Origin of the sequence: Clostridium sp. AM27-31LB (assembly GCF_003480745.1) — a bacterium.
Taxonomy (GTDB): Bacteria; Bacillota; Clostridia; order Lachnospirales; family Lachnospiraceae; genus Butyribacter; species Butyribacter intestini.
Window position 1 is genome coordinate 483,399 of sequence record NZ_QUJS01000001.1, and the last position, 14,582, is coordinate 497,980.

A 14,582-nucleotide genomic window follows, 5' to 3' on the forward strand; every position below is an offset into this window, starting at 1 on the left:
ACGCACCTTAAGTACCAACGCAGTTCTAACGCTATTTGCTGCATAATATCCACCCTCTCCGGCTGTTTGTTGGGATGATTTAGAATGATTATCATAATGTTTGTAATAAAAGTCTTATTATAAAAAATATTATCAAAAAAAGTGCTGGTTTATTAAAAGAACATAAACTATCACTTTTTTTATTGACATATGACAGGGTGTCATATATAATTGCGTTTGTTGAATATGACACCTTGTCATATTAGCAGATTAAATAAGTAGACTATATAGCTGTAGCGTGCCTGCGTTATTATCTGTTATATCTGCTCAATCAACACAGCTTACAACAGTTTCGCTTTGTAGCCTATTAAGAAAGGAAAGTTAAAGACCATGACAAAAATGTTTGTTAAGAAGCCGTATCTTACGCTGGTGGCTATTGCTATAGTTCTGACATTTGGTGGTGTCAGCCTCAGTAAGATGCAGACAAATCTTATGCCGGATATGGAGATGCCGTATCTTGCAGTTATCACTACGGAGATGGGTGCTTCACCTCAGAAGGTGCAGGACAATGTGACAAAGCCTGTCGAGGATGCACTTGGAACGATAAGTGGTGTTAATAAGGTGTCTAGTACATCAAGCAGTAACTATGGCATGACAATGCTTGAGTTCTCGGATGATACCGATATGGATGCCGCTCTTGTAAGGGTATCTAAGGCACTTAATTCGCTTGACCTTCCAGATGATTGCGGCACGCCGAACCTTATGGAGATAAGTGCCGATATGATGGCTACGATGGCGGTAAGTGTTGGTTATGACGGCAAGGATATTAAAGATGTTACAGCGTTTACCGACAAAGTTGTCATTCCGTATCTAAAGAGACAGAACGGTGTGGCAAGTATCACGGAGACAGGAAATATAAATGATACCATTGAGGTACGCTTAAACCAGAAAAAGATTGATAAAGTCAATGAGGATATTCTGATGCATACAAATAAAAAATTGAGGGATGCACAGAAGAAGATAGACAAAGCTAAAAAGAAATTAGATGAGGGAAATGCTAAGTTAAAAGAGCAGGAGGGAAATTTAAGCAGCAAGCAGGAGAACACGACGAGCAAACTCGCAAAAGCTTCTGTTGCAATGAATCAGGCTCAGGCAATGAAGGCATCTTATGAGTCATCACTCACAAGTCTTAAGGCAAATAAAACGGCTCTTATGGCTGAGAAAAAAGCTTATAATGATGCAAAAATCCCTGCCACATATAAATCTTTAAATGGAATGTTTAAGACATTTAACGAAAAACTAGGTGATGCAGCTAAGATGAGCAATATAACGATTCCTACAAGTGTCAAAGATGCTATAAACCATCCGGATGAGTTTAACAAATTTAAGAGCTGGCTCACAAAGATGGGTCAGGGAGATTCTGTAAAGAAACTCACTGTTGCATCAATGAAAAAGGTTTATGATATTGCTGAAGTAAGGATGCCTCAGATAAACACGGAACTTGCCAACTTAAAGACTGAGATTAAAGTTGCACAGGCAATGGTTGACAAGATTAATGAGAAGATGAAAGGCATGGATAAAAAACAGGAGCAGGCAGTTGCCGGAGGATATCAGGCATCAGCAGGCTTTGGTTCAGCACAGGCTCAGATGCAGGCGGCTAAAAAAGAGATAGCAAATGCAAAGAAGGAACTTAAAGATGCACAGAAGCAGCTTGACGAATCAAAAGATGCAGCACTTGAAAATGCAAATCTTGATTCGCTTCTTACACTTGATACATTGTCACAGCTTATCACGGCACAGAACTTTTCAATGCCTGCCGGATATATTGATGACAAAAATGATGACCAGTGGCTTATACAGATAGGTGAAAACTATGAGAATGCAAAACAGATTAAAAACATGGTGCTCACAAAAGTAAAAGGTGTTGGTTCAATAAGAATATCTGATGTTGCAAATGTTGTTACGGTTGACAATGTAGGTGACCAGTATGCAAAGATTAACGGCAAGGATTCGGTTATGCTTGCTATATACAAATCAAGTACGGCGAGTACAAGTGATGTGACAAATGCACTTACAGACTCATTTAAGGAACTTGAGGGAAAATATAAAGGACTTTCAATAACACCGTTAAGTAATCAGGGTGACTTTATAAAAACTATCATTTCCAGTGTTTTAAGCAGTATCGTTATGGGTGCGGTGCTTGCGATTATCGTGCTTGCGTTGTTCCTTAAGGATGTAAGACCAACTATAGTCGTGGCATTTAGTATTCCGTTCAGTGTACTTTTTGCACTTGTTATAATGTACTTCACCGGAATAAACATAAATGTAATGTCGCTTGCAGGTCTTTGTCTCGGAATAGGTATGCTTGTTGACAACTCGGTTGTAGTTATGGAGAATATCTATCGACTTAGAAACAAAGGTCTATCAGCACCGAGGGCAGCAGTACAGGGAACAAAACAGGTGCTCGGACCTATCATAGCATCGACCATAACGACTATATGTGTATTTCTGCCTATGGTATATACATCAGGAACTGTAAGCCAGATGCTCATACCGTTTTCATTCACAATATCATATTCACTTATCGCTTCACTTCTTGTTGCGATAACGGTAGTACCTACTATGGGCTCTATAATGCTTAAGAAAGTAAAGAATCCTAAGCACAAACTTTTTGATAAGATAAAAGATGCCTACGGAAAGTCGCTTGAATTTTTCCTTAAACATAAAGCAATACCGCTTATCATTGCAATAGGACTTCTGGTGGTATGCGTGTGGAAACTTTCAGGAATGGGACTTGTAATGATGGACAGCATGGAGAGTAACCAGATTTCCGTAAGTCTTGAAGTTGACAAGAAAACCAGCAAGAAGAGTGCATATAAGACTGCCGATAAGGTTATGGCAGCTATAATGAAAGTTGATGGAATTGACAAAGTCGGTGTTACGGACGGAAATGCAAGTGCTATGTCCGGTTCGCTTGGTGCGGCATCAGACAATTACACAAGTTTTACTTTCAATATAATAACAAAGAGTGATATTAAGACTACAAAGCAGTTTAAGAAGATAAGAAAGACTATTGAGAAAAACACAAAAGACATAAAGTGTAAGGAACTTACGGTTTCATCATCAGCACTCGGAGGTATGGGAAGTATGATGAGTCAGGGACTTGAAGTCAATATCTACGGTGACGATATGGATAAACTCGTTGAGTTGAGCAATGACTATAAGAAGATGTTAAACAGCATTGATGGATGCAGTAATGCAAAAAATGGTCTTGAGGACTCAGACAAAGAGATACATCTTACACTTGACAAAAACAAGGTTGCAAACGCAGGACTTACGGTTGCGGGAATATACCAGCAGCTTGCGGCACGCATCAATACAGACAAAACCTCAATAACATTAAATGTTGATGATACGGATGTTGACGTAAAACTTGTAAATAAGACAGATGAACTTACATACGAAAATCTTATGAAAGCCGAAGTTACCGCGACAACAAAAGACTCAAATGGTAATGATAAGAAAAAAACTTACAAGCTTTCAAAATTTGCAAAGAAAGACGAGGGAAAGGCTGCACAGACTCTTTCAAGAGAAAATCAGTCCCAGATGATAACTGTTTCGGCTGATGTAGACGAAAATGAGAATGCGGCACTTCTCTCAAGAGAACTTCAGAAAAAGATAGATAAGTATAAGATGCCGGATGGATATACTGCTGAGATAGGCGGTTCATCAACGCAGGTAAATGATATGATGGCACAGCTTGTCCAGGCACTTGCACTCGGACTTTTGCTCATATATCTTGTAATGGTGGCACAGTTTCAGAGTTTACTCTCACCATTTATCATTATCTTTACGATACCGCTTGCATTTACGGGTGGTATGTTAGGACTTCTCGCATTCGGACAGTCAATCTCGGCAATGTCTATGATGGGATTTATGATACTTATGGGAACAGTCGTAAACAATGGTATCGTGTTTGTTGATTATGCAAACAAACTCAGGATTGGCGGCGTTGAGAAGCGTGCGGCACTTGTAGGAACAGGTAAGACTCGTATGCGTCCTATTCTTATGACGGCACTTACGACAATTCTGTCAATGAGTGTTATGGTATTCTCACAGGATGCAGGAAATGCAATGCAGCAGGGTATGGCTATAGTCGTATGCTTCGGCCTTATCTATTCAACATTTATGACACTTTACATAGTGCCTATAATGTATGATATTCTATATCGTAAACAGCCAAAGGATATAGATACCGGAAGTGATGATATGGATGATATACCTGATGAAGCACAGGATTATCTGACAGATGGAGAGTAAAAATGCCAAAGGAAACATTTTACAGGCTGCCTGATGAAAAAAGAGAAAGGATAATGGCTGCTGCCGAGCGTGAGTTTCTTGAAAATTCATTCGAGGCGGCATCCATAAACCGTATAATAAAAGAGGCGGCGATACCAAGAGGAAGTTTTTATCAGTATTTTGAGGATAAAAAAGACATATTTCTATATATTGTTGATACGCATAAAAATGAAGCATTTGATTTTGTTGAAAATTTCATAAAAGACTGCAACGGTGATATATTTGCATTTATGAGAAAGGCAACGGACTGTATAATCACGGCGGGATTTAGCGAAAAAATGAATGGAATGAAAAGAATGTTTTCACAGCCGTGGGTGTTTGACATGATAGTGAGTGAAAGGATGAAAGGAAAGTTAGAAGAAGCAAAAACGCCCAAAGGAATAATGTTTAAGTATATAGATAAAAACAGTCTGAATGTGGAAAGTGATGATGAGATACTCTCACTTATAAACATATTTGCATCGATAAGTCTCGGACTTTTTTTCAAGATTTTCATTATGGGAAAAAACGGAATCGAGTGTGATAGTGAAAAGGTAAGGGAAACAGTATATGGAGAGATAGATACATTAGAAAAGAAATATAAAAAGCATTAAAAAGGGTAAGTTTTATGGATATTGACAGAAATATTCATATAACTTATTTTTGGCTTTGACAAAACGCATATTATGTACTAGGATAAGTCTATCATATGTTATGAGCAAATTGCAGAACGGATTGCGGATATTCGACTGAAAAGTTTATCTTAAAAAAGGAGTTAAGAAGATAATGAAATTTAAGAAACCGGTAAAATCAGGACTCAGCATCATAATCGTAGGATGTGGAAAGGTTGGAAATGCACTTGTAAGACAACTTAGCAAAGAGGGACATGATATTACCATTATAGACAGAAGCCGTGAAAAGGTCATGGAGATAGCAAATCAGTACGATATTATGGGACTTGCGGGAAATGGAGCAAGTTACAGTGTACAGATGGAGGCAGGAATTGAAGCGGCTGATATGCTCATTGCAGTCACGGATTCTGATGAGCTTAACCTTTTGTGCTGCACAGTCGCAAAACATGTAAGCCAGTGTGATACGGTAGCAAGGGTAAGAACACCTGATTATAGTACGGAGGCAAGCTATTTAAGGGAAAAGTTAGGACTTACGATGATAATAAATCCGGAGCTTGAAGCCGCCATAGAAGCGACAAGGATTCTTTGTCTGCCGACAGCACTTGAGGTAAACTCATTTGCACACGGACAGGCTGAACTTATCAAATTGAAAATAACAGAGGGAAGTATGCTCGATGGCATTTCAATACAGGAGTTTGGAAAAAGAGGTATTGCAAATGTACTTATCTGTATGATAGAAAGAGCCGGTGAAGTTTATATCCCATGGGGAGATTTTGTGATGCAGAAAGGTGATATTTTGTCATTTGTGGCTCACAGAAAGACCGTAAAGAGTTTTATGCAGAAATTCGGATTAAAAACTAAACAGGTTAAAAATACGATGATAGTAGGCGGTGGAAAGGCTGCATATTATCTTGCAAACCAGCTTCTTGGTATGGGAATCTCAGTGCAGATAATTGAGCAAAACAAGGCAAGATGCGAGGAACTAAGTATCCTTCTGCCAAAAGCGGTCATAATAAACGCTGACGGTTCAGACGAGGAAGTGCTCTTTGAGGAGGGTATAGAAAATGTTGAATCATTTATACCTCTTACCGGAATAGATGAAGAGAACATAATGCTCACGCTTCATGCAAAGCAGGTTTCAAATGCAAAAGTTATCACTAAGATAACGAGAACAAATTTTAAAAGTGTTATAAACAATCTTGACCTCGGAAGCATAATGTATCCGCAATATATTACATCAGAGGCGATAATAGCTTATGTAAGGGCGAAAAATGCTTCAAAGAGCAATCATATCCAGACACTTTACCAGCTTTGTGATTCAAGAGTAGAAGCTATAGAATTTTCAGTGGAAGAAGCCTCAGCGGTGACAAATAAAGCAATTATGGATCTAAATATAAAAAAAGGAGTGCTTATTTCATTTATAAACAGAAACGGCAGGATAATCATACCGACAGGGCAAGACTTTATACAGGTAAATGACACCGTTATGATAATCACAACGCAGACCGGATTTAATACTATTCTTGATATTTTAGAGTGATTTTTGGTGTATGTTAAGTTTTTTCAGATTTTGAAAAGTATAAATATTTATAAGAATTAAGATTTTTTAATTCGGGGAGATTAAAAAATGAACAGGTCGATTATAAGATATATTTTAGGCAGTGTTTTAAAGGTGGAAGCAGCATTTATGCTGCTTCCGTGCATTGTTGCACTTTGTTACATGGAAAAAGAAGGGTTTGTCTATCTAGGTGTTGGCATTGTCACTTTTTTACTCGGTATGCTTATGACTCACAAAAAGGCAAACAGTTCTGTATTTTATCTTAAAGAGGGCTGCGTGGCTACGGCACTGAGCTGGATATTTATGAGTTTTTTTGGATGCATTCCGTTTATATTGACAGGCGAGATACCATCTCTTATAGATGCACTTTTTGAGACGGTATCAGGTTTTACGACAACGGGAGCAAGCATATTAAGTGATGTTGAGGTACTTTCTCATTGCACGCTTATGTGGCGAAGTTTTACACACTGGCTCGGTGGAATGGGTGTACTTGTATTTCTGCTTGCAATAATACCACTTGGAGGCGGCTCAAGAATAAATCTTATGAGAGCTGAAAGTCCGGGTCCATCTGTTGGCAAACTCGTGCCTAAAGTAAAACATACCGCACAGATATTGTATATAATCTATATTACACTTACGGTTGTTCAGATAATATTCTTATGTATAGGAAAGATGCCTTTATTTGACTCACTTGCGACGGCATTTGGAACAGCAGGAACAGGTGGATTTGGTATCAAAAATGACAGTGCAGCAAGTTATTCGACATATATACAGTGGGTGCTTACAATATTTATGATATTATTTGGCGTAAATTTCAATGCATATTATTATATTTTATATAAACAGTTTAAAAAAGCATTTAAGATGGAGGAAGTAAGATATTATTTCCTTATCATAATAGCGGCAGTAGGAATTATATTCTGTCATATAATAGATACAACAAAGTCCTTTTTTGAGGCACTTACGCAGGCATCATTTCAGGTTGCATCAATTATCACAACAACAGGATTTTCAAGTGTTGATTTCAACAAGTGGTCGCAGACTTGTAAAACTGTTCTCGTATTTCTGATGTTTTGTGGTGCATGTGCCGGAAGTACAGGCGGCGGAATTAAAGTATCCAGATTTATAATACTCATAAAAACAATTATAAAGGACTTAGAGTCATATATACATCCAAAATGTATAAGAAAAATTCAGATTGACAAAAAACCGGTAGAGCACGAGGTCGTTCGCTCAGTAAATGTATTTTTTATAACATTTTTTATATTATTTGCAGCATCGGTATTTGTATTGTCATTTGAAGATAAAGACCTTATAACAAACTTTACGGCGGTAGCGGCAACAATGAATAATATAGGTCCGGGTCTTGCCCTTGTGGGACCGACTTGCAATTTCGGTCATTTTAATGTATTGTCAAAGCTGGTACTTATATTTGATATGCTTGCAGGAAGACTTGAATTATTCCCGCTCCTTATACTTTTCCATCCTGCCATATGGAAGGAAATGTTTAAGATAAAGCATCATGCAAAATGCGTGAGGGACTAACTAAAAAAGAATTTACGGAGGCAGTTATGAAAAAAAAGGATAAAAAAATAACAGCATTGTTTATGACATTTTGTATTATATTAGGTCTTTTGTCCCAGTATGCACCTGATTGGAGTGTAAAAGCGGCAGAAAGCACCGGAAGCTATAAAATAATGGCGACATCAGGTTCAAGCGTGTCATCTGGGGAGACAGTTACAGCTACGCCATCAGCAACATTTACACCAGATCCGACAGCAACAGTTATTTCAACGGAAGAACCAGCTGATTCTGACAAAACGACTGTGCCGTCAACTTCACCGTCTGTTACATATATACCTGCTACAACAAATCCGGTGCCGACAAATCCGGCTTCGACGCTTACACCGAGGACAACACCGGGAGCAGATGCGACGGCGACAAATGCACCAACCACAAAGCCTACGGTTGTAACTACTAAAAAAAGCATAACTGTTGTTGATAAAAAAATTGTTGCACCGGGAAAAGTTAAGATAACAAAGGCAAAAAATGTATCAAAAAAGAAGATAAAGCTTACATGGAAAAAACAGAGTAAAGCACTTGTCTATCAGGTTAAATATTCTATTTATAAAAGCTTTAGAAAACCAAAGACAAAAGCAACAATGAAATGTTCTTACACTTTGTCAGGGCTAAAAAAGAAAAAAACTTATTATATAAAAGTAAGAGGTTATACGCTGAAAAAAGGAAAGCGTTTGTATGGTAAGTGGTCAACGGTTAAGAAGGTTAAAGTAAAAAAGTAAATTTAAAGAGAGGAACAAAAGTTTTAACATTATGAAAGAAATCAGAAAACCTAAATTTATGCAGGCGGCAGCAGTAAAAAGAGGGCATGGAATATTTGCAGAAATCTGTATTGCGATAGCACTATTTATTGTCGGCTCTATGGCAGGCGGTATTATTCAGGTACCTGCAATGATGGCAAATATGCTTGGAAATAATGAGTATATAGATATGATAACATCAGGTCAGCCTGATATAAACAAGATGATGCAGCTTATATCAAATATGCCTGAGTGGATGACTATAGTAACACTTATCTCAGAATTGTTGATAATAGTCGTAGTATGTCTGTATTGCAGGTTTGTTGAAAAGAGAAAATTAAATACACTCGGTTTTAAGAAAAAAGGTGCAATTTTAAGCTATGTTAAAGGAATGATTTTATCACTTGTCGCATTTTCGGTGGCATACCTTATCTGTATCCTCACAAGAAGCATTACTTTTGATGGCATAGCACAAAATATCCCGGTAATTTATATCATAGGATATTTTATAGGTTATATGATTCAGGGAATGGCAGAGGAAGTTCTTTGCAGAGGCTATTTATTCGTGTCATTGACAAGGAGATACCATGTGATAAACGCTGCTATATTTAGTGCATTTTTCTTTGCAATGCTTCACGGCATGAACAGTGGTGTTGACGGTCTTGCAATGTTTAATCTTTTCTTATATGGATTGTTTGCGGCACTATTATTTGTAGATTGTGAAAACATATGGATAGTTGGAGCATTCCACAGTGTATGGAATTTTGTTCAGGGCAATCTTTACGGAATAAGCGTCAGCGGAAATAAGATTACAAGTTCTATCTTTACATCGACATCAGCAGAGGGCGGTGCATCTGTTATAAACGGTGGAAGTTTTGGAATGGAGGGCGGTTTTGCGATAACGATAGTGCTTATCATTGCAATATTTATCGTGGGCAAACACCTTGACAGCAAAGGAAAACTTATAGAAAAGAGCGAGCAGCCGAGCCAGAATGAGATTGAATTTGAAGAACTTAGAAAAGAGATGGAGAGACAGATGGGAATGTCCGATGACGATATATTTGGAAATCCAAACGGATATGATAAAAACAGTGATGTAAAAGATATATTCAGCGGTAACGCAGATGGAGAAAACAGTGGCGGCAACGGTGACGGGGCATTTACAGGGACGGGGGATTCTTATCAGAAAGCATCCGGTACGCAGAATGTAAATATTGCCAATGGCGACATAAATAATAACAATGTGGCAGGGCAGGAAAGTAACAATGCGGATGTAAATAAAAACGCACAGAAAGAACCTGAAAAAACAGGCTTTGACAGTAATTATTTTGGGTCATAAGGTATTTTGTTTTAAGAAATATAAGTTAGGAAATATAAGAAGTGCGTGAAAATATGCTGATTAGTGATTTTAGTTGGGGGCAAAATAACTTTCCTCCCAATATTGTTCTATAGAGGTAAAAAAAGATAGATGTAAAATTATGAAAAGAGGTATATTATGCATCCAAATGACAATAGTGCTACGATTTATTTGCAGGCAGATGATTTAATAAGATTAATAAAAGAGCATGGAAACGAAGTGGAATTGACTGAACTGTAAGTTCAGATGAGAACTAAAAGTTGAATGTTTTTTGAATAAAAGAGAAAAATATTGAAGAAAGTCACAAAAACAGCAAATATAACTTTGAAGAAAGTCACAAAAACAGCGAATATAACTTTGAAGAAAGCCACAAAAACAGCAAATATAATTTTGAAGAAAGTCACAAATATGATAAAGATAATCTTGAAGAAAGTCACAAATATGATGTATAATATCTTGAAGAAAAGTATATAACATATAATATGATGTAAGTGTCAAAAGTCCAAAATACGATTGTGCACATGCAAACAAATATTTTAGATTTATTGACACACCTATATTATGGAGGCAGATATGTATTTTAAAAGAAAAGCATATAATAAACTATTAGACTGGAAGAAACTTTATTCAGATAAATATGCGGTATTATTGGAGGGGGCAAGGCGAGTCGGCAAATCGACGATTTCTGAAAGTTTTGCAAAAAATGAATATAAATCATATATATTGATAGATTTTTCAAAGGTGACAGATAATATATTAGACTGTTTTGAGGATATAGGAAATTTAAATATATTTTTTTTGAGACTGCAGGCTGAAACAGGAATAACATTGTATGAACATGATTCTCTTATTATTTTTGATGAAGTACAGCTTTTTCCAAAGGCAAGGCAGGCGATAAAACATCTTGTGTCTGATGGCAGATACAGTTATTTGGAAACAGGTTCTTTGATTTCAATCAGGAAAAATGTAAAAGATATTTTAATCCCATCTGAGGAAATGAAGATACAGGTTTATCCTATGGATTATGAAGAATTTTGTAATGCTGCGGGTAGCAGTTATGAACTTTTGCAACAGATTTTTGATTGTGGTACGGCTATCGGACAGGCAACTAACCGTAAATTAATGAGAGATTTGAGGATATATATGGCAGTGGGGGGGATGCCGCAGGCGGTAGAAGCATATATAAATGGGAAAAACTTTTCAGAAATTGATATGGTTAAAAGACAGATAATTTCTCTTTATGAGGAAGATTTTAAAAAAATTGATTCATCAGGGAGAATATCGGCACTGTACCATTCCATTCCGGCACAGCTTTCAAAAGATGTAAGAAAATATCGGATTACAACAGCAATCGGAAAGAAAAATAATATAAAAATGGAAGAATTATTGTACGAATTGATAGATTCAAAAACAGTTTTACCGTGTTATAACTCAACAGACCCAAGAGTAAGTCTGACGGATACAAAAGATTTTGACAGTTACAAATTATATCTTTCTGATACCGGATTGTTTGTCACTTTGATGTTTATTGACCGCCCGGTAACGGAAAATGATATATATGCAAAAATGCTTTCAGATAAATTACCTGCAAATCTAGGGTATCTCTATGAGAATCTTATCGCTCAGATGATTGCTGCATCGGGAAGGGAATTGTATTATCATACTTGGGAAAAAAATGGCAGTACACATTATTATGAGGTGGACTTTCTGACTTCTGAGGGAAGTAAATTAAATGCATTTGAAATTAAGTCATCCGGTGCAGGAAAACATGAGTCGATAAAGGAGTTTTGTAGGAAATTTTCTCAAAATGTTAATAAGGCATATTTAATATCGCAGAAAGATGTGGGTATGGAAGATAATTTAATGTTTAAACCATTTTATTTAATGCCTTTTTTGATAAAATAAAATATTTTTTGAAGAAAATGGAGTTGTTAAGAAAATGGCACATAAGGCATTTTTGGCAGTTGCGTAAATTGGTGCTGAACAAGAGCAGGGAAGAAAATATTTTTCCTATATCTGCAAATAAATTTAAACAATAATACAATTCTTAAAATTATTAAACAAAAATCACCCCTGCCGCTCAATCATGAGAAGCAGGGGTGTTAAAATGCCATTGATACTTGTATTCATTTGTCTTTTATTTTACTGTTACTTTGCACACGATTTTCTTTTTACCTGAAATTACCGTAATGTTGACTTTTCCTTTTCTTTTGGCTTTGATTTTTCCGGTTTTGCTGACAGTGACAATCTTTTTATTTGAAGTTTTGTAAATAATCTTATCCCGACTGTTTATCGGTGTTAGAGTAACTTTCAATCTAAAAGTTTTACCCTTTTTCAAAGTCAGTTTAGTGCGGTTTAGTTTTATCTTTTTCGTGGTCTTTGTCTTTTGGCTTGTCTGTGTATTTGTGTTTTGATTTGAATTTTTATCTGAAGTATTTGTATTCTGTTTATCAGAAGTTGTCTTAGCTATTCTAACAGACTCTACTTTTCCACAAACAGTGCAAGTTCTGGATTTCAGTCCGTCTTTTGTGGCTGTTGGTTTTTTTACAACCTTGTATTCTCCATAACTGTGTCCTGTTGCCTTGACTGTTTCAGTTTTAGTATTGCCACATATGGTGCAGGTATATGTCTTTGTACCTCTCTTTGTGCAGGTAGGTTTTGTTGTAATCTTTCCATCGTCATAGCTATGAGTTTCAGTTTTAGCAATCGATTTACCGGAAGAAATTTTCTTTCCACAATCGGTACAATAAGTATCACCGGTATAACCTTTTTCCTTACAGGTAGCATCCTTTTTGTTACGGATTTCAGTATGCTGATGTCCTGTTGCCTTGACTGTTTCGGTTTTAGTATTGCCACAGACAGTGCAGGTAAAAGTTTTTGTGCCTTTCTTTGTGCAGGTCGGTGCTGTTGTGATTTTTCCATCATCATAGCTGTGATTGTTTGTTTTGGCAGTCGTCTGACCTGATGAAATTTTCTTACCGCAATCGGTACAATAAGTATCACCGGTATAACCCTCATCTTTACAGGTAGCGTCCTTTTTATTACGGATTTCAGTATGCAGATGTTTTGTTGTTTTTTTGACTGTTTCAGTTTTAGTATTGCCACAGATAGTGCAGGTAAAAGTTTTTACACCCGTATCTTTACAGGTCGGGCTTGTTGTAATCTCACCTGTATTCCAGTTGTGATTGTCTGTTTTGACAATCGTCTTACCTGATGAGATTTTCTTACCGCAATCGGTGCAATAAGTATCACCGGTATAGCCTTCATCCTTACAGGTAGCGTCCTTTTTATCACGGATTTCGCTGTGAAGATGCTTGTCTGCTGCCTTGCTTATCGTTTCGGTTTTAGTATCGCCACAGATGGTACAGGTAAAAGTTTTTACGCCTTCTTTTATACAGGTCGGTTCTGTTGTGATTTCACCATCATTCCAATGATTATCACATTCATGTACAGTTATTGTTGGCATATCTGTTATTGTCAATCCGTACAACGATGCCGTTAATGTTGTGTTACCCTCTTTGACACCTGAAATTTTCCCATCACTATAAGTGGCAATCGAAGAATCAGTGACAGAAATGTCCGGTATATCTGCCACAAATGCCTTACCTCCCAGATAATTAATCATAGTTTTTATATTTGGTGTTATTGTTTCTCCGGTTTTAAGAATATATGAATCTTTATCAAAACATAGTTCAATATTTTTAATCTTGCTCTTAATTAATGAAATAGCCGTAATCTGCTCGTTGTCAATTGCTGATGTTTTAGTTGTATTGACAGAAGGTCTGTATGCAAATTCTTCCACCCAGTAGTCACAGCCATCGTATTTTACATGGCCAATTCCAACGCAGTTAAACTTAGGATTTAACATATTTCTGCGGTGTCCTTGTCCGTTATATTTTTCACCATCTTCACGCCATGCTGTATTTACTGCTTGTGCTGAGTGATAGCCTATTGCAATATTCTCTCCTACAGATTGCCAATCAGTGATATTTTCTTCTTTATAAATGCTAGAAGAGTCTTCACCATTTGGTCTGGTATGATCATACCGTATTACAAGTTCCGCTGCACGCTTCATTGCAAGTTTCTCCAAATCATAATCATAAGTAAGAGCATCTCCAAAATATGCGTCTTTTTTTGTATTGGTTTCATTCCAGCACCAGGCATCATAATCACTCGTTCTCATCTCATTTATCATGTCAAGGATTGTCCTGGCTTCCGTCTGGCCATATTGTACTGAGATGTTGACCGGGATGATTTCTTCTGCTGCATTTGATTTATTTGAAATTGTCACAAAAAAGCTTATGCACAAGAAAAATAAAAGTAACTTTGATAGATGTTTTTTCATAGATTTCACCTGTCCTTTCTATAACTATTTATGGTGGCAGCACTTAAAATGATAA

Annotated in this window: 8 protein-coding genes; 7 read left to right on the top strand and 1 reads right to left on the bottom strand. The window is 36.8% G+C overall.

What is annotated here, in order from left to right; all coding sequences use genetic code 11:
- The first annotated feature begins 369 nt into the window (after positions 1–369).
- The 7 genes from DW721_RS01925 to DW721_RS01960 all read left to right on the top strand — a co-directional run bounded on the left by DW721_RS01925 (position 370) and on the right by DW721_RS01960 (position 12,087).
- Complete coding sequence (locus tag DW721_RS01925; protein ID WP_118744619.1) at positions 370–4,299, top strand: efflux RND transporter permease subunit; 3,930 nt, start codon at positions 370–372, stop codon at positions 4,297–4,299.
- Between the two features lie 2 nt (positions 4,300–4,301).
- Complete coding sequence (locus DW721_RS01930; RefSeq protein ID WP_118744620.1) at positions 4,302–4,931, top strand: TetR/AcrR family transcriptional regulator; 630 nt, start codon at positions 4,302–4,304, stop codon at positions 4,929–4,931.
- Between the two features lie 172 nt (positions 4,932–5,103).
- Entirely contained in the window at positions 5,104–6,489 is a 1,386-nt protein-coding gene (gene trkA / locus DW721_RS01935) for a Trk system potassium transporter TrkA (protein WP_055943831.1), read from the top strand.
- A gap of 87 nt (positions 6,490–6,576) precedes the next feature.
- Positions 6,577–8,052, top strand: coding sequence for a TrkH family potassium uptake protein (locus DW721_RS01940; RefSeq protein ID WP_118744621.1), 1,476 nt, complete (start codon positions 6,577–6,579; stop codon positions 8,050–8,052).
- Between the two features lie 26 nt (positions 8,053–8,078).
- Entirely contained in the window at positions 8,079–8,807 is a 729-nt protein-coding gene (locus tag DW721_RS01945; RefSeq protein WP_118744622.1) for a hypothetical protein, read from the top strand.
- Between the two features lie 31 nt (positions 8,808–8,838).
- Positions 8,839–10,164, top strand: a complete 1,326-nt coding sequence (locus DW721_RS01950; protein WP_118744623.1) for a CPBP family intramembrane glutamic endopeptidase — start codon at positions 8,839–8,841, stop codon at positions 10,162–10,164.
- Between the two features lie 591 nt (positions 10,165–10,755).
- Positions 10,756–12,087 (top strand): AAA family ATPase, encoded by a 1,332-nt coding sequence (locus DW721_RS01960; RefSeq protein WP_118744625.1) that lies wholly within the window; start codon positions 10,756–10,758, stop codon positions 12,085–12,087.
- 232 nt (positions 12,088–12,319) lie between these two features.
- Here the strand turns inward: DW721_RS01960 and DW721_RS01965 are convergent, their stop codons facing one another.
- On the bottom strand, positions 12,320–14,527 hold the full coding sequence (locus tag DW721_RS01965) for an Ig-like domain-containing protein (RefSeq protein ID WP_118744626.1): 2,208 nt from the start codon (positions 14,525–14,527) through the stop codon (positions 12,320–12,322).
- Positions 14,528–14,582: the final 55 nt, after the last annotated feature.

Bases quoted from the DNA above. Each gene is read 5' to 3' on its own strand.
- DW721_RS01925 (WP_118744619.1), top strand. From the start codon at position 370: ATGACAAAAATGTTTGTTAAGAAGCCGTATCTTACGCTGGTGGCTATT.
- DW721_RS01930 (WP_118744620.1), top strand. From the start codon at position 4,302: ATGCCAAAGGAAACATTTTACAGGCTGCCTGATGAAAAAAGAGAAAGG.
- trkA (WP_055943831.1), top strand. From the start codon at position 5,104: ATGAAATTTAAGAAACCGGTAAAATCAGGACTCAGCATCATAATCGTA.
- DW721_RS01940 (WP_118744621.1), top strand. From the start codon at position 6,577: ATGAACAGGTCGATTATAAGATATATTTTAGGCAGTGTTTTAAAGGTG.
- DW721_RS01945 (WP_118744622.1), top strand. From the start codon at position 8,079: ATGAAAAAAAAGGATAAAAAAATAACAGCATTGTTTATGACATTTTGT.
- DW721_RS01950 (WP_118744623.1), top strand. From the start codon at position 8,839: ATGAAAGAAATCAGAAAACCTAAATTTATGCAGGCGGCAGCAGTAAAA.
- DW721_RS01960 (WP_118744625.1), top strand. From the start codon at position 10,756: ATGTATTTTAAAAGAAAAGCATATAATAAACTATTAGACTGGAAGAAA.
- DW721_RS01965 (WP_118744626.1), bottom strand. From the start codon at position 14,527: ATGAAAAAACATCTATCAAAGTTACTTTTATTTTTCTTGTGCATAAGC.